This is a genomic window from Nocardioides sp. (genome assembly GCF_004803405.1).
GTDB classification, from domain to species: domain Bacteria; phylum Actinomycetota; class Actinomycetes; order Propionibacteriales; family Nocardioidaceae; genus Nocardioides; species Nocardioides vastitatis.
In genome coordinates this window covers 1-16538 of record NZ_SSXI01000014.1, presented here as the reverse complement: position 1 = coordinate 16538, position 16538 = coordinate 1, and the positions used below count along the sequence as shown (strand labels likewise).

Genomic DNA, 16538 nt, shown 5'->3' with positions numbered 1-16538 from the left:
GCCACTCCGCGCGCTCGGCCGCCGCGGTCACGGTCGCCTCCGGTGCGCCCGTGAGCAGGTGGCGTGCCAGGCGCTCCAGCATCCGCTGTCGGACTCGCCCCGAGGTGGCGGCCTCGTCGCGGTGGCCGGCGACGCTGGCCGCGGACAGCTCGTCGATGTAGGCGAAGACCATCTCCGCGAACGAGGCCATGGTCGCGGGCTCGATGCCCTCGGCGACCGCCGCCGCGGAGAGATGCTGCCAGGAGACCCGCGCACCGATCCGGTAGGCCGACAGCAGCGCGTCAGTGCTCCGGCCGCTGCGCGCCTCGCCGCGCCCGAGCTGGTAGGCGCCGTCCACCGCCGACGCGCGCGGCGCCAGCGCGTTCGGGCCGCTCTCGCTCACCAGGGAGAGGAAGCCGCCCAGGGCCACCTGGACGGCGGTGCGGATGGTCTCGCCCATCGTCCCTCCGAAGGCGGCCGCGTACGGCGGCACCTCCTTGATGATCTGCTTGACGACGTCGTCGGCGACGTCCGCCAGCTCGTTCCGGATCGCCGCCACCGTCTCGGGCGGCAGGAGCGCGGTCCGGCGCGGGCGGGTGCGAGGGACGGCACGTCGCGGCATGGCCACCTTCCCCTTTGTTCGTCAGGTACAAAAGACCGACCCGGATTCACCGGCTGCGGTCATGAGTTTAGCGGCCCTGGCTGGGACTGTTGAAGCATGAGTACGACGACTGCGAACCCCACCCGCGCTGACAGGCGCGCGCCGAGGCTCCTCCGGTCGGGTGTGCTGCGCAACCTGCTCGACGCGGCAGTGACCCCGCTGACCGTCGACGACATCCTCGACCACTTCGCCCCGCTCCGTCCGGGCGCCGCCGTCGGCCTGCAGGGCCGGATCGAGGCGGTCCTCCCCGAGACCGCGGACGCGGCGACCATCGTGATCAAGCCCGGCCGGGACTGGGCGGGCCACGTCCCCGGCCAGTACGTCCGGATCGGCGTCGAGGTCGACGGCGTCCGGCTGTGGCGCACCTACTCGCTGACCCACGGCCCGCGCCGGGACCGCAACATCTCGATCACCGTCAAGGCGATCCCGGACGGCGTCGTCTCCAACCACCTCGTGCGCAACGCGCGGGTCGGCCAGATGGTGCGGCTCGAGCAGGCCGAGGGCGAGTTCGTCCTCCCTCAGCCGCCCGCGGCCGCGACCGAGCCGATCAAGCTGATGCTGGTGACCGCCGGCTCGGGCATCACCCCGGTCATCGGGATGCTGCGCAACCTGTTCTCTCGCAAGGAGACGGCGGCGTCGTACTCCGCCTACGACGTGGTGCTGGTGCACTCGGCGATGAGCCGTGACGAGGTGATCTTCGGCCCGGAGCTGCGCCAGCACGCCACGAACGGCCGGATCCGCCTGATCGAGCGCCACACCGACACCGACGGGCTGATGACCACCAGCGACCTCGAGTCGTGGATCCCCGACCTGGCCGACCGGACGGCGTACGCCTGCGGTCCGGCCGGCCTCCTCGACACGCTCGAGGAGTACTACGGCGCGCGAGGGCTGACCCTCCACACGGAGCGGTTCCGCGCGACCGTCCTCACGGAGGCCGCCGAGGGCGGCACCGTGACGTTCCGCATCGGCGCCTCCGACGACAAGGTCGTCGAGGCCGACGGCGCGGTCCCGATCCTCGACGCCGGCGAGTCCGCGGGCGTCCTCATGCCGAGCGGCTGCCGGATGGGCATCTGCATGGGCTGTGTCCTGCCGATGAGGTCCGGCGTCGTGCGCGACCTGCGCAACGGCCAGCTCACCGTCGCCGTCCCGGGGGAGACCAACCCCGACGGCGTGGCCATCCAGACCTGCATCAACGCCGCCGCCGGCGACTGCGACATCGACCTCGGTCTCGAGACGGTCGGTGGCGCGACCTCCTCGACCAGCGATCCCTCCCTGACCACCGACCGGAACGGTCGCTGACGCGACCTCCGCGACACCGACGTAGCGAAGGAGTCTCCATGACCACCATCACCAAGAAGGCCGACAACCCGACCGCGCACCTGACGCCAGAGCAGATCGAGGCGCTCGGCGCCGAGCTCGACGCCATCCGCCAGGAGGTGCTCGACACCCGCGGTGAGCGCGACGCCGCCTACATCCGCAAGGTCGTCGACGTGCAGCGCAAGCTGGAGCTCGGCTCGCGCGCCGTACTGCTGGTCAGCGTGTTCCCGCCGGCCTGGGTGCTCGGCACGGTCGGCCTGTCCGTGGCGAAGATCCTCGAGAACATGGAGATCGGCCACAACGTCATGCACGGCCAGTGGGACTGGATGCGCGACCCGAAGATCCACTCGACCACCTGGGAGTGGGACAACGCGTCCACCGCAGAGGGCTGGAAGCACTCGCACAACCAGATCCACCACACGTACACGAACATCGTCGGCAAGGACAACGACCTCGGCTACGGCATCATGCGCGTGGACGAGGACCAGCGCTGGTACCCGATGTATCTCGGCCAGCCGCTGTGGAACTTCATCAACGCCTGCTTCTTCGAGTACGGCATCGCGGCGTACGACCTCGAGCTCGGCAAGAACCTGAGCAAGCCGAAGGACAAGCGGCCCGAGTCCTTCAAGCGTGCCGCGAAGGCGACGCTGAAGAAGATCCGCAAGCAGGCCACCAAGGACTACGTCGTCAACCCGCTGCTCGCGGCGCCGACCGGCTCGTTCCTCCCGGCCCTGGCGGCGAACTTCACCGCCAACCTGGTGCGCAACCTGTGGTCGCACTCGGTGATCATGTGCGGTCACTTCCCCGAGGGCGTCGAGACCTTCGAGCTCAAGGCGATCCCGGAGAAGGAGACCCGCGGCCAGTGGTACCTGCGCCAGATGCTGGGCTCGGCCAACATCTCCGGCTCCAAGGCGATGCACCTGATGAGCGGCAACCTGTCGCACCAGATCGAGCACCACCTCTTCCCGGACCTGCCGAGCAACCGCTACGCCGAGGTCGCGCCGAAGGTGAAGGCCGTATTCGAGAAGTACGACCTGACCTACCTGTCGCGCCCGTTCCCGCAGCAGGTGGCGAGCGCGTGGCACAAGGTGGTCCGCCTCTCGCTGCCGAACGGCTGGCTGGAGACGACCAACGCGAAGAACCTGCCGGGCCAGCTGGCGCTGCTCTACAAGCTCACGACGGTCGACCGGAAGACCCGCAAGGTGATCCAGCTGGGGCTGGAGCGCAAGGCGAAGCAGCAGGCGCAGAAGCTGGCTGCCTGAGGTCGCGGGGGTGGTCGGCGACCTGGCTCGCCGGCCCACCCCGGCCGAACCATCCGCCTGTCCAGTCAGGCAGGGCCAAGACAGGAAGCCCTCACCAACGTAGGGTGGGCCGATGAAGCGAATACTGGCCATCGGCGCGCTCGGCGCGTGCGTGCTCGCATCGACCGTGTCCGCTCCGCCTGCCAGCGCAGCGGTCCCGAAGCCGGACCCTCGTGCCGTCTCCACGGCGACGTACGCGGAGGTCGGGATGCCCAACGCTGCCGAGGTGAAAGCGGCTCTCGGGTGGCCGGCCGAGCACCCGATGACGGTGACCAACGAGCTGAACCCGACCACGCACGCCGGAGTGCGAAGGTCAGCGGGCAACCCGTGGATCGCCGAGAAGGTCAGCAACTTCCAGGCCGAGGTCACTACGCCCTGGCTGGCCGGCACGCCGTTGCGCCCGTACCAGCTGCAAACCGGTCTCCGGCAGACCACCGCGCTACGGGACCGGGACTTCACCCGCCTCATGAACCTGCTGAGGGCGGGGTCGACGGAGTTCACGATCGTCTCCTCGAGCAGCACGGAGGTCACCTACATCTGGTGGGGGTGGGCCGAGGGCGTGGCCGCAGCGACCACGGTGAAGAAGGCCGGGCCGAACGCACTCGTGCAGTCGCTGTGCTACTCGCGGGCCAACGCGAGCGTGACGGGCGACCAGGCGAAGGCGTGCACGGAGCCGACGGCACAGCTGCTCAAGGAGCGGTACGTCGCCGGGTGGCCCGCGATCAGCGCGCACTGGCCGTCACCAAACCGCCGGCTCGTCCTGCCGGCGATCTCCCGGATGAAGGACCGCCTGCTGACCGCCCGGCAGGTCCACAACATCGGGGGGACCAGGCGTCTGGTGCCGCGGGTGGTGACTCAGCCGGAGGCGTGGCGGGTGACGGGCTCCGTGGTCATCGGCGAGCGTCGCTGGTTCGCCGAGATCGACCTGCTGCGGGCCGGCGACGCGCCTGCCGCGCGCACGGAGCTCGCGTACCGCTACCGGGGCCTGAGGGGTTCGGTGGTGCGCGCGAACGACAACTCGTTCACGGCCTACCGGAACGGCCACGCCACCACCTGGAAGCGCCTCAGCACGGGGCTGGTCCGCACCCGCTGCTGGCGTGCCACCACGGGGTCGAGGGCGAAGGCGATCCGTTGCGCCCAGCGGCTTGCGGAGGCCCAGGCCACGAAGGTGGGTCACCTCTTCAAGCCCTGACCGTGCGCCGGCCGTAGGCTCAGCCCATGAGCAATGTGACCTGCACGATCGAGGACGGCATCGCGGACGTCCGGCTGGACCGGCCCGACAAGCTCAACGCGCTGACGCTCGACATCCTCGACGACCTGGTCGCCACCGCGACGATGCTGCGCAAGGACAAGCACCTGCGCGCGGTCATCATCAGCGGCGAGGGCGACGCCTTCTGTGCCGGGCTCGACTTCGGCACGGTGATGCGCAACCCGATGGGCATCGCCAGGGCGTTCGTCCCGCACCCGCTCCGTGGCACCAACAAGTTCCAGGAGGCCCCGTGGGGCTTCCGCCGGATCCCGGTGCCGGTCATCGCAGCCGTCCACGGCCACTGCCTCGGCGGCGGCCTCCAGCTCGCCCTCGCCGCGGACTTCCGCATCGCGACCCCCGACTCGCGCTGGTCGGTGCTCGAGGGCAAGTGGGGGCTGATCCCCGACATGTCGGGGATCCAGGCGCTCAAGGAGCAGGTCGGCATGGACCAGGCCAAGCTGCTCACCATGACCGCCGAGGTCTTCGACGGCTCCCGTGCCCTCGAGCTCGGGCTCGTCACGAAGCTGGACAACGACCCGGTGGCGGGTGCCCGCCGCCTCGCCGAGGAGCTCGTCCAGAAGTCGCCGGACGCCCTGGCTGCCGCCAAGCGGCTGTTCAACGACACCTGGACCGCCTCCCCGCGGCGGACGTTCGCGCGGGAGCGGTTCGAGCAGGTCTTCCTGCTCGCCGCCCGGAACACCAAGGCTGCGCGGGAGGCGGCGTTCAAGAAGTCCGACCCGGCCTACGGGCCGCGGGGTCGCTGACCAACCCCAGCCCCTACTGCCGGTTCAGGCCTGGTCCGGCTCCGCGTCCTCCGGCTCCCGCCGGCGCCGCCCGAGGACCAGCAGGGCGATCCCGGCGATGACCAGGAGCGCCGCGCCGACGATCAAGCCGATCCGCACCGGGCTCCCCACGCCCGGCAGGTCGTCGTCGGGCCCCCCGTCGGGGTCGTCCTGGCCGCTCTCCCCGCCGCTGAGGACGCCGTTCGTGGTGCACGTGCCGCTGTCGGGATCGCACTGGCTGGGGGACTTCTCGCCGGCCGGCATCAGGAAGTTGGCGAGCTGCGAGTTGCCCTGGCGGGCAGCTTCCTTGACCACGACCGCGTAGGAGACGGTGTCGACCGCGCCGGCTGCGAGCGTGCCCTTGATCAGGATCCGGTCGCCCTTCACCACGGCGGTCATTGCGTTCGGCTCGGCGAAGGCAGGCTCGCTGACCAGGCGTGCGTCGTCGAGCACGTCGGAGAGGTCGTCGACGTGCTCGACCTCGCCCGGCCCCTGGCCGGTGTTCTCGAACCGCAGCGTGTAGGTCAGGACGTCGCCGGGCTCGGCCTCCGCGCCGCCGCCGGGCGCGACCGACTTCGAGGCCACGATGTTGCTGACCGGGTTCACGGTGCAGTCGGGGTGCGCGGCGTCCGCCATCCGTCGTGCAGGAGCGGTGGGACCGCAGTCCACCGGCGGCTCCTCGCCGGCGGCGAGGAGGTAGTTGCCGATCAGGTCGTCGCCGCGCTCGCTGGCGGGCTTGACCCTGACCGCGTAGCCGACCGTCACCGTCTGGCCGGGAGACAGCGTCCCGGTGACGGAGATCCGACCGTCGCGCGGGCCCGACGCCGTCAACGCGGCGTCCGAGGCGGTCGGACCGGCGACGAGCCTGGCGTCGTCGAGCACTCCGGTGAGCACATCGTCGCGATCCACCTCGACGTCGGCGGTGCCCGTGTTGGTGAAGTGCAGCGTGTAGGCGAGCTCGTCACCGACCCGCACGGTCGTCCCCGAGCCCGGCTCGACGGTCTTCCAGTCGTCGAGCTCGCCGATCTTGTGCTCGGTGGTGGGCGGGTCCACCGGCTCGCAGTCGCCGGCGTCGTCGCAGCTCACCTGGGGCACGTCGGGGGTCAGCACGTTGCGGAGCAGGTTGTCGCCGCGCCGGCCGTCGGGTCGGACCGTCACCTCGTAGCTCACGCTGATCGTCTCGCCAGGGTCGATCGTCCCGGTGACGCGCAGCGACTCGTCGGTGCGCACCGCGGTGACGTCGGGGTCGGAGCTCGCGGGCTCCCTGCTGACGTCCGCGTCGTCGAGCACCCGGGACAGGTCGTCGGTGGCGTCGACCGGCCCGGCGGCCTGTCCGTCGTTGGTCCACGTCAGGGTGTAGGTGATCACCTCGCCTGCCGCCACGTCGACACCCGACGCGGGGTCCGAGGTCTTGCTCGGCACGACGTGGGGGAGGAGCGTCTCGACGGCCGGTGGGTTGCAGCTCGGGTCGTCGCAGCCCGGCACCGACGCGGTGTTCACCAGGTCGTGATCGCCGAGGTTGGTGACGGTGACGGTGTAGGTGATCGTCACCGAGTCGCCGGCGGCGAGGGTGCCGGTCCAGGTGAGCTCAGGCTCGGCGTACGACACCGTGCCGGCGGTGGCCTCCGCGTCGCCGAGGTAGGTGGCGTCGTCCAGGACGTCGCTGAGGTCGTCGACCACGGTGGCGGGCTCGGCCGCGGTGTAGTCGCCGGCGCCGTCGTTCTCCACGGTGAGGGTGTAGGTGACCGTGTCGCCGGTGTTCGTCACGGCCGGCGGGGTGGAGGACTTCGTCAGGTTCAGATGCCGGACCCCGTGCCGGGTCACCTCGGGCCGGCACGACGTGGGGTCTCCCGGCTGGCAGGCCAGGACGTTGCCGAGCACGTGGTTGACCTGGTCGGCGTACGTGTCGACCTCGACCGTGTAGGTCACGTACCGGGTCTCCCCGACCGGGACCGTGCCGTCGATGTCGATCCGGTCGCCGACGACGGTCGCGGTCAGGCCGCTGTCGGCGGTCGGTCCGCGGACGAGCGTCGCGTCGTCGAGCACGTCCGACAGGTCGTCGGAGGTGTCGACGGTGGCCGCCGTCTGACCGGTGTTGCTGAACCGCAGGGTGTAGGTGACCTCGTCACCGGCGTCGACCGGCGTGCCGGACGGCGGGTCGGCGGTCTTCGCCTGGTCCAGGCCGGAGCCTGGGGTCGTCGTCGAGCGGCACGCGTCCTGCGGGTCCACCGCGTCGTCGCCCGGCACGCAGGCCCGGTTCACCAGCGACTGGTCGCCCTCCCCGTGATAGACGACGGCGTAGGTGACGGTGACCTGCTCGGCGGGCGCCAGCGCACCGCTCCACGTGATCTCCGGCGCCGCATAGGTCGCCGTACCGCCGGAGGCCGTCGGCGAGCCGACGAGGTCGGCGTCGTCCTCGACGTCGCTCAGGTCGTCGCGGAACGTGGCGGGTGCGGTCGCGGTGAAGGTGCCGGGGCCGACGTTGCGGACGGTCACGGTGTAGGTCATCTCGCCACCGACGGCCGGGAGGTCGTTGCGGCTGGCCTGCTTGGTGATCTGCAGCTTGGGGAGCAGGAGCTCGTCGTCGTCACAGGGCACCGTGGTGGCCGGGTCGTCGCAGTCGGGCGTCGGGCCGGGGTCGACGGTCGTGGGCGCCCACGCGACGTTGCGGACGGTGCCGTCCCCGCCACCGGTCAGGGTGACTGTGTAGGTGAGGACGACCGACGTGCCGCCCGCGAGCGGGCCCGCCCAGCGGATCCGCGGTGCGGAGTACGTCGGCGCCGCGACCGGGTTGCCGTCCACGGTCGCCGCGGCGTCGAGGTTGTACTCGGCGTCGTCGAGCGCGCCGGCGAGGTCGTCGACCACCCGCGCGGGGTTCGCTGCGGTGAAGGCGCCGTCGCCGGTGTTCGTGGCGGTCACCGTGTAGGTGATCTGGTCGCCGGGCCGGGACTCCTCGGTGGCGTCCGAGGTCTTGGTGATGCTCAGCGCCCGGGTCAGTACCTGCACCGGGTAGTCCTCGACCTCGCCGGCGTCGGCGGGCCCGGTCGGCAGCGCGGCGGTGACCGTGCCCGGGTAGAGCCGGAAGCGGGCGTAGGCGGTGGTCGTGGTCTCCGGGCCGGCGGGGAAGACCATTGGGTACGTCGCCGTGCCGGCGCCGACCGGGACCGTCACCCGCTCGGCGGCCTCGAACGCACCGTCGCCGTCGAGGTCGAGCCAGCCGACGAGTGTCGCTGCGGCACCGGTGTGGTTGGTGGCCGCGATCTGGACCGTCGTCGGCTCGCCGGCGGTCATGACGATCGGAGCGGCCACGCCGTCCTCGTCGTCCACGCCGGTCGTGTCGTCACCGTCGGCCGTGCCTGCAAGGGTCGCGTCGGACTCGGCGTCGATCGAGTCGCCCAGCATGAGCGAGGACGTCCCGTCCGCGGTCAGGTCCGCGACGCCGTGCCGCGGGCCGTCCCCGGCCTGGTCGCTGCCGTAGCTGTCGGGGGCGTCGCCGTAGTCGTTGCACAGGGCCTGCGGGGTCATCTGCGCCATGAAGCCCTCGACCGAGGGGTTCCCGCTCTTGACGTGGACGACGATCGTGTTCAGGCCGTGCCGCCAGCCGTCGGCCAGCAGCGTGGAGGCCTGCCGGCCGGTGCCGAAGCCGTTGTGGAAGTAGGGGTTGGCCGCGTTCTGCGGCAGGGAGTCCTGCGAGTCGCTCTGGGCGACGTCGTTGACGTAGACCTCCCACACCGAGTTGTCCGCGTAGAAGTCCATGGGGAGGGCGAAGCCCTCCAGCGGCACCTCGGCGGCGATCCGGAACTGGTACCGGTAGAAGAAGTCGCCGGTCGTGGTGTGTGCCCGCGAGGGGTCGTGCGAGATCCAGTCGGCGTTGTCGTAGGGGCTTGTCGCCCAGGCACCGGCCACCGGCTGGACCACGTAGGCCGGGATCCAGCTGGTGACGCTGCCGGGCCCGGCGGTGGTGCCGAGGCCCACCTCCCAGCCGGCGTCCCGGGAGCCGACGGGCAGCCGGCCGCCGGCACCGTCGTAGGCGGTGTTGAACACGGCGGCGTCGGTGGCGCAGGTCAGGGTCGTCGACGACACGGTCGCGACGTGGTCCTCGACCTCGCCGTCCTGGGCGAGGCCACGCGACCGCTCGTCGACCGCCGTCGCGCTGTCGTCGGCCAGGTCGTCGGTGGTGAGCCGGAGGCGGACGACCGGCCGGGTCTCCGCCATCAGCGGCGAGAGGCCGCTCCACTGCAGGGTGGCGCTCGAGGCCCCGGCCGCTACCGAGGCGGACGCATGCTCGTTCGACTGGAACACTCCGTCGCCGTTCGCGTCGATCCAGCCGTGGAGCGTCGCCGGGCCGCCGGTGTCGTTGGTGACCGGGACGTCGAGGGAGGGGGCGGTCGCACCCAGCGCGAGCCGGACGGCGTCGGGCAGCGCATCCTCGTCATCGTCCGCGGTGGTGTCGTCGCTGTCGGCGTCGGGGCCGGCGACGCCGTCGTCCTCGACGTCGATCGTCCGGCCCAGCATCAGCGGAGCGGTGTTGGTGGCGGCGTCGAAGTCAGGCACCTCGTGGAACGCCGCTCCGCTGCCGAGCTCCGTGCCGTACGACGCCGGCGCGTCGCCGAAGTCACGGATCGGGTCGCACAGGTACATGTGGAAGTCGTCGAAGGTCATCCACGTCTGGCCCGCGGGGGTGCCGTTGTTGGCCGGGGTCTCGTTGCGAGCCTCCAGGCGCAGGTAGTCCCAGCTCCTGCTCGGCCGGAGCGTGAAGGTGGCCAGGCTCCACTGCGCTCGGGTGCCGGCGGCCGCCGGACGCACCACGGGGGTGTCGTAGAGCGCCTCGGAGTTGCTGGCGCTCAGGTTGGTGCCGGTCGACCCGTAGAGCGATCCGACGTTCGGGCTGTCGACCCCGAACATCCGCAGGTAGCCGCTACCGCCACGGCCGTGCCCGCCGGCGCCGGTGGAGAAGAAGCCGACGTACGCGGCCCCGGCCACGAGCGGCTCGGTCAGCGTGTTCGTCGCGCCCTCGCCGCTGTCGCCGGGGGTGCTGGAATGCCCGCCGAGGAAGCCGTAGCCGTCCGCGCCCGCCCGGAACGGCATGACGCTCGCCGCCGGGCCGGAGTCGAAGCTCGGCGACAGGACGTAGTACTGGCCCCCGGAGGGGTGGGAGTCGTACCAGTGCTCGGCCCAGTTGATCGTGTTGGCCGAGGTGCTGTTCTGGAACTGCCGTTCGTAGCTCTCGAACGACCGGTTCTGCACGATCCCGACCGGGACGGGGACGGATCCGCGGGGGCACTGCTCGAGCGCGAAGGCGCCGGCGTCGAAGAGGGTGCGGGCATGGTCCTCCACCTCGCCGTCGGGCGCGCTGCCGGTGGGGGAGGTGGCCACCCCGGCGGCCGAGGTCAGCCGGAACCGCGCGGTCGTCTCGCCGCCGACGAACGCCGATCCCTCGGGGACGGTGTAGGTCAGCCGGTTGACCCCAGCCGTCACGGCCCGGTCGGAGAGGATCTGCTCGACGCCGCCGTCGAACTCGCCGTCACGGTCGAAGTCGATCCAGCCGTTGACGAACCCGGCGGCGGACGAGGTCACGTAGACGGTCTCCAGCCTGCCCGGAACGGAGACGTCGGTGTTGAAGTCGACGCCGTCCTCGTCGTCGACCTCGGAGGTGTCGTCGCCCTGGGCGGTTGGTGTCGGTGCGCCGTCGGCCTCGAGGTCGATGAGCGCTCCGAGGCGCAGCGGCGCCGTGTGCGTCGTGGCGTCGTAGCCGGGCACGCGGTGGCGGGCGCCGTCGGCGTCGAACGTCGTGCCGTACGACGCCGGCGCGTCGCCGCCGTCCATGGGACGCGCCCTGTTGGTCACCGTGCAGGCGATCTGGTCGCCGGTGCCGGGACTGACCTGCACGCTGGTGGCCTCGCCGGACGGCAGGCTCGGGTCGGGCGCTCCGTTGCGGGTGCAGGCCCAGGTGTGGGTGTAGTCGGCCAGGTCGGTGCCTGATCCTGCGGTCGCGGCGTCGGTGAGCGTGAACGGCTCGCCGTTGTTGGGTGGGATCACGACGACCGGACCCGTGGTCGCGGTGTTGCCCGTGCCGGTGCTCGCGCTTCCCAGCTCGGTGCCCTCGGGCGACCGGAGCGAGACGTCGAAGGAGTCCGAGGGCTCGGCGCGGCCCTCGACGACCTTGCTGACCTCGATCGACGCCGTGTTGACCCCGAACGCGATCCCCGACTGGGCCGGGGTGACCCAGCGGAGCGCGAACGTGGTCGGCGCGTCGGCCGAGACCAGCACCGAGGTGGACTTCTCGGCGAGGGTGCTGGCGCCGCCCACGCCGGTGCAGGTGACCGTGGTGGTGCCGAACCCGGTCATGGTGGCGGGCTTGCAGCCCTTGGAGCCCTGGTCGTACAGCGTCTCGAGGTGGTTGAGGGGCTTGTCCGAGGTCCACCGCAGGCTCTCACCGGAGATGTTGTCCTCGGTGTCGGTCGCCACGAAGGCGAAGGACGTCAGCGCCGTGCCGCTCGGGTCCTCCACCCTGATGTTGCTCAGCTCGACGTCGAGCCCGTTGGTTCCGGGCGCGGGGGAGCTGTACAGCGACGGCCTGCCGGGGATGTTCTCGTAGGCCTCGGTCGCGAAGGCGAACCGGGTCTCGATGGGAACGGCGCGGCTGGTCACGGCGGCGTTGGCGTAGCCGTCGGCGGTGCGGGTCTTGATGGTGTAGCTCAGCCGGTAGCCGCCGGGCAGGGTCACGCTCATGCTCTGCCCGTCCGCGGTGCGCGCGGTGGTGTCGTCGTACGTCGACATGTCCAGCCAGCAGATGGTGTCGTCGTACCGGCCGCCCTCGCCGTACCCACAGCCCGCGGCCTCGGCCGCTGCCACCGCGGGTGCGTCGGCGGCGAGCGTGTTGGCAACAGGGGCGTCGGTCGCTGCTTCGGCCGCCGTCGTCGTGCTGACCGCAGTGGGTGCGGCGTCGTCCGGTTCTGCCGAGTCTTCGGGCTCCACCGACTGTCGCCCGCTGGGGGACGGCTCCGTTGTCGGATCGGATGTCGGGTCGGGCGTCGGCTCGGTCGTCGACTCCGTGGGCGTAGGGGCGCCCGCGGTCGCCGTCGCCGTGGCGGTCGCCGTCGACTCGGGCGGTGCGCTGTCGTCGGCGACGGCTTCACCGACGCCGGTCGGCGCCACGCCGGCGAGGACGGATGCGGATGCGAGGACGGACAGCCCGCGGCGCCAGCGCGCGGTTCCTCGATGACGGCGACCGGTGGGCGCGTTGGGGGGAGTCGCTGCTGGACCGATCGTGTTCATCTGTCCTCATATCGGTGTGCTGGATGGGCCGAGCGTCACATCCGGCGACGAGCCTAGTGGGAATCAGTGAGGTATCGGAACAAATGAGCGCAGTCGTGTGGTGACGTTTGAAGTCGAGTACTTGGCGCTCCGGCCGGGTCTATGGCAGGACGACCTGGACGGGCGACGGCTGGCCGTGGAGGCCCAACAGGTTGCCACTCGACAGCGGCGCGACCGCCGCTCAGCGTGCCCGCCTTCTCGACGACCAGCGCCCGCCGCTCGTTGGCCGGCTCGATGATCAGCAGCATCGCGGTGACCAGGAGATGCTCGACTTTTGCCCCGAGCACGACCTCGGCGCCGAGATCGAGGTGATCTCTGCCGACCGGATCAACGAGGCCTACGAGCGTGTCCTGGCATCGAACCTTCACTACTGGTTCCTCATCGACACCAGCACGTTGGGCTGACCCATATCGCCCACTGTGACGCAGAGGCGCAGTGAGCGAACTCAGCCGAGCCTTGGTCCCCGAGCAAGTCACCCTCAGCCGTGGTCGTCGCCCGGTTCGGCTGAGCGCTCGGAGACCAGAGGCCGAGGTGCACCTGTCGTATGCCAGGGTTCGTCCAAGGCAGGTCGCGACCTGCTGAGTCAGGCTCACGCGTGAAGGCTCCCCTCCCCCGGCCCTGGCGGGGACGTCACTCAGCAATCACGAACCGCGCCGCAGCGATACCGTTGTCCAAGCGCACCGTGCATGCTCGGAGGCTGCACTCAGAGGGAGTTCCCCATGGCGAAGCGGAGGACCACCACCGGTGCGCTTGAACGCGGGCGCCAGGCCGTCGGCAAGCACGCCTGGGGGGAAGCCTTCGCCGAACTTTCCGCCGCGGATCTGGACCTGTCGCTCGAACCCGCCGATCTCGAGCGGCTGGCCGTCACCGCATGTCTGGTGGGCAAGGACGCCGAGGCCGTCGACGTCTGGGCGCGGGCGCATCGCGAGTGGATGGCACGGGGCGACCCGGCACGAGCGGCGCGGTGCGCGTTCTGGCCGGCGCTGTGGTTGCTCATCACCGGCGAAGTGGCCCCGGGCATCGGATGGCTGGCCCGGGCTCGGCAGGTGCTCGAAGATCTGGACTGCGTTGAGCAGGGGTACGTGCTGGTGCCACGCGCACTGATGACGATGTATGGGGGTGATGTCCAGGCCGCGTATGCCGCCTTCGCCGAGGCAGCGGAGATCGGCGACCGGTTCCACGAGCGCGACCTGATGACATTCGGACGGCTGGGTCGTGCCCAGGCCCTGATCCGGCTCGGAGACACGGCCGAGGGCACCGCCCTGCTCGACGAAGCAATGGTCGCCGTGACGGCCGGCGAGGTCTCACCGATTGCCTCCGGCATCGTCTACTGCGCGGTACTGCTGGAGTGCACGAGCATCCTCGACCTGCGTCGCGCTCGCGAGTGGACCGCGGCGCTTGACCATTGGTCTGCCGCCCAACCCGATCTGGTCCCCTTCCGCGGGCAGTGCCTGGTGCATCGCGTCGAGGTCATGCAGTGGTACGGCGCCTGGCCGGACGCCCTCGCCGAGGCGGACCGGGCCCGGGCACAGCTCTCCGACCCGCCGCGTCCGGCGCTGGGTATGGCCTGTTACCAGCTGGCTGAGCTGCATCGGCTGCGCGGGGAGTTCGCCGCAGCCGAGGAGGCGTACCGGGAGGCCAACCGGCGAGGCCGGGTGCCACAACCTGGCCTGGCCCTCCTCAGGTTGTCCCAAGGGCACGTCGAGCAGGCGCTTGCAGCGATCCGGCCGGTCCTGGAGGACGCGCGCGATCACCCGACCCGGTCGCTGCTGCTCGGGGCATATGTCGAGATCGCACTCGGCGCGGGGGAGATCGCGACGGCGAGGGGCGCCGCCGATCAGCTGGAAGGGGTCGCGGCCCTCCTCGACGTACCGTGCCTCCGGGCGCGCTGCGCGCACGCGACCGGCGCCGTCACTCTTGCGGAGGGCGACGCGGATGCGGCCGTGGCCGCCCTGCATCGGGCGTCCACGACCTGGAAGGAGCTCGAGACTCCCTACGAGCTCGCACGCACCCGGGTTCTCCTGGGGCTCGCATGCCGGGAGCTGGGTGATGAGGACGGCGCGGCGATGGAGTTCGACGCGGCGCGCTGGACTTTTCGTCAGCTGCAGGCGGCGCCTGACCTTGCCCTTCTGGAGAAGCTGTCCCAGACGAGAACCAGCGACTCTCACTGCAGGCTCACGGCCCGGGAGCTCGAGGTGCTCGCATTGGTGGCCGTCGGCAGGACGAATCGGGAGATCGCAACGATCCTGTTCATCAGCGATCACACCGTGCGCCGCCATCTACAGAACGTCTTCGCCAAGCTCGGTGTGTCCTCACGAGCCGCCGCGACGGCGTACGCCATCCAGCACGACCTGATCTGACCGCCGCGTGGCACGAACGGACCACGTCGCTCAGGCGGACAGGGTGGCACGGAAGGGCGATGATCGCGCCGCCTCGCCGTCGTTAGCGTCAGTGTCCTCGAGATCAGACGGATCGGAGGACGGCCATGAGCACGGAGTACGACGTCATCGTTGTGGGAGCACGCTGCGCCGGTTCGGCGACCGCGATGCTGCTGGCGCGCATGGGGTATCGCGTGCTGGTGGTGGACAAGGCGACTTTCCCGAGCGACACCGTGTCCACCCACATCCTCCATCCTCCCGGGGTTGCCGCCCTGACCCGGTGGGGTCTGATCGACAGGTTGGCGGCGACGGGCTGTCCGCCGTTGACCAGCTATTCCTTCGACTTCGGGCCGTTCAGGATCGCGGGTTCCCCTCGGTCAGACGATGGTGTGTACGACGCCCTCTGCCCGCGGCGCACGGTGCTGGACTACCTGCTCGTCGAGGCGGCGGTCGCCGCAGGCGCTGAGCTTCGTGAGCGTTTCAGTGTGGACGACCTCCTCGTTGAGGACGGACGCGTCGCGGGAGTCCGTGGCCACGGCGCCGGCGGGAAGGCGGTGACCGAGCGAGCTCGGGTCGTTGTCGGTGCCGACGGGAGGCATTCGCTGGTCGCGAAGGCCGTCCAGGCGCCGCGGTACCACGAGGCGCAGACGATCGCGGTGGCCTACTACGCGTACTGGAGCGGCCTGCCCGCCGAAGGGTTCGAGGCGTACGTCCGTCCGCCCCGTGCCTTTGGCGTCGCACCTACCCACGACGACCTGACGATGGTCACCGTGAACTGGCCCCGAGCCGAGTTCACCGTCAACCGCGGGGACGTCGAGGGCACCTGCCTGAAGGCGTTCGAACTGGTCCCCGAGTTTGCGGAGCGGATCCGGAGCGCTACGCGGGAGACCCGGTATGTCGGCACGGGAGACCTGCCGAACTTCTTCAGCAAGCCATACGGACCAGGCTGGGCTCTCGTGGGTGACGCGGGGCAGCACAAGGACCCGATCACGGCCCAGGGGATCAGCGACGCCTTCCGGGACGCCGAGGTACTGGTGGCTGCGCTCGACGAGACGTTCTCCGGGCGACGCGGCTACGACGAAGCCATGAGCCAGTACCAAGTGACGCGCGACGAGCGGGCACTGCCGATGTTCGAGTTCACCTGCGACCTCGCACGGCTCCAGCCGCCACCACCGGAGATGCAGCAACTCCTCGCGGCGGTCGCCACCAGCCAGGAAGCGATGGACGGATTCGTCAGCGTTGTCGCCGGCACCCTGCCCGTTCCCGAGTTCTTCGGACCCGAGAACACCGCGCGCATCATGTCCGGCGCAACCTCTGCCACCCTCGGGTGACGCGCCGGCCAACTCACGCGTGAGTCATTCCGCCGCGTGTCGGACGCACGGATCTGCCGATGTCAGATCGGAACGTGTGACGACGCTTCGGGTCTCAGGGGAGCCGAGGGCATGAACGCGGCGAGCATGTAGCTCGGGTGGCGGTCTCGGTACTTGCCGGCTCGGTTGTACCTCATCGTGGTGGGGTCTGCTGCACGAACGGGTGACAGGTTGGGTTAGGCCG

8 protein-coding genes and 1 pseudogene are annotated in these 16538 nt (G+C 70.8%); 7 read left to right on the top strand and 2 right to left on the bottom strand.

Going from position 1 to position 16538, the window contains the following annotated elements; all coding sequences use genetic code 11:
• Nucleotides 1–601, bottom strand: a pseudogene (locus E7Z54_RS01340) (PucR family transcriptional regulator); the annotation flags it as partial.
• Between the two features lie 96 nt (nucleotides 602–697).
• Here E7Z54_RS01340 and E7Z54_RS01335 point away from each other — a divergent pair.
• From E7Z54_RS01335 to E7Z54_RS01320, 4 genes are all read left to right on the top strand, one after another.
• Entirely contained in the window at nucleotides 698–1939 is a 1242-nt protein-coding gene (locus tag E7Z54_RS01335) for a ferredoxin reductase (RefSeq protein WP_136431028.1), read from the top strand.
• Between the two features lie 38 nt (nucleotides 1940–1977).
• Nucleotides 1978–3219 carry a fatty acid desaturase family protein gene (locus E7Z54_RS01330; RefSeq protein ID WP_136431027.1) on the top strand — a complete coding sequence of 414 codons (1242 nt, stop codon included), beginning with the start codon at nucleotides 1978–1980 and terminating at the stop codon, nucleotides 3217–3219.
• Between the two features lie 112 nt (nucleotides 3220–3331).
• Nucleotides 3332–4450: a hypothetical protein gene (locus E7Z54_RS01325; RefSeq protein ID WP_136431025.1), complete on the top strand. Its 1119-nt coding sequence runs from the start codon at nucleotides 3332–3334 to the stop codon at nucleotides 4448–4450.
• A 26-nt stretch (nucleotides 4451–4476) separates the two neighbouring features.
• Nucleotides 4477–5271 carry a crotonase/enoyl-CoA hydratase family protein gene (locus tag E7Z54_RS01320; RefSeq protein WP_136431023.1) on the top strand — a complete coding sequence of 265 codons (795 nt, stop codon included), beginning with the start codon at nucleotides 4477–4479 and terminating at the stop codon, nucleotides 5269–5271.
• A gap of 24 nt (nucleotides 5272–5295) precedes the next feature.
• Here E7Z54_RS01320 and E7Z54_RS01315 read toward each other — a convergent pair whose 3' ends face one another.
• Entirely contained in the window at nucleotides 5296–12567 is a 7272-nt protein-coding gene (locus E7Z54_RS01315) for a GEVED domain-containing protein (RefSeq protein WP_136431021.1), read from the bottom strand.
• Nucleotides 12568–12758: 191 nt separating this feature from the next.
• Here E7Z54_RS01315 and E7Z54_RS01310 point away from each other — a divergent pair, with 191 nt between their 5' ends.
• From E7Z54_RS01310 to E7Z54_RS01300, 3 genes are all read left to right on the top strand, one after another.
• The gene (locus E7Z54_RS01310; RefSeq protein WP_206055948.1) at nucleotides 12759–13010 is read left to right on the top strand and encodes a hypothetical protein; all 252 of its coding nucleotides are present in this window, start codon (nucleotides 12759–12761) and stop codon (nucleotides 13008–13010) included.
• A 315-nt stretch (nucleotides 13011–13325) separates the two neighbouring features.
• On the top strand, nucleotides 13326–14966 hold the full coding sequence (locus E7Z54_RS01305; protein ID WP_136431019.1) for a helix-turn-helix domain-containing protein: 1641 nt from the start codon (nucleotides 13326–13328) through the stop codon (nucleotides 14964–14966).
• Nucleotides 14967–15091: 125 nt separating this feature from the next.
• A complete protein-coding gene (locus tag E7Z54_RS01300) occupies nucleotides 15092–16315 on the top strand; it encodes an NAD(P)/FAD-dependent oxidoreductase (protein ID WP_136431017.1) in 1224 nt (407 codons plus the stop codon).
• The last annotated feature ends 223 nt before the right edge of the window (nucleotides 16316–16538 follow it).

Excerpts from the sequence above, each read along its gene's own strand:
- E7Z54_RS01335 (WP_136431028.1), top strand. The coding sequence starts at position 698 with ATGAGTACGACGACTGCGAACCCCACCCGCGCTGACAGGCGCGCGCCG.
- E7Z54_RS01320 (WP_136431023.1), top strand. The coding sequence starts at position 4,477 with ATGAGCAATGTGACCTGCACGATCGAGGACGGCATCGCGGACGTCCGG.
- E7Z54_RS01325 (WP_136431025.1), top strand. The coding sequence starts at position 3,332 with ATGAAGCGAATACTGGCCATCGGCGCGCTCGGCGCGTGCGTGCTCGCA.
- E7Z54_RS01300 (WP_136431017.1), top strand. The coding sequence starts at position 15,092 with ATGAGCACGGAGTACGACGTCATCGTTGTGGGAGCACGCTGCGCCGGT.
- E7Z54_RS01330 (WP_136431027.1), top strand. The coding sequence starts at position 1,978 with ATGACCACCATCACCAAGAAGGCCGACAACCCGACCGCGCACCTGACG.
- E7Z54_RS01305 (WP_136431019.1), top strand. The coding sequence starts at position 13,326 with ATGGCGAAGCGGAGGACCACCACCGGTGCGCTTGAACGCGGGCGCCAG.
- E7Z54_RS01315 (WP_136431021.1), bottom strand. The coding sequence starts at position 12,567 with ATGAACACGATCGGTCCAGCAGCGACTCCCCCCAACGCGCCCACCGGT.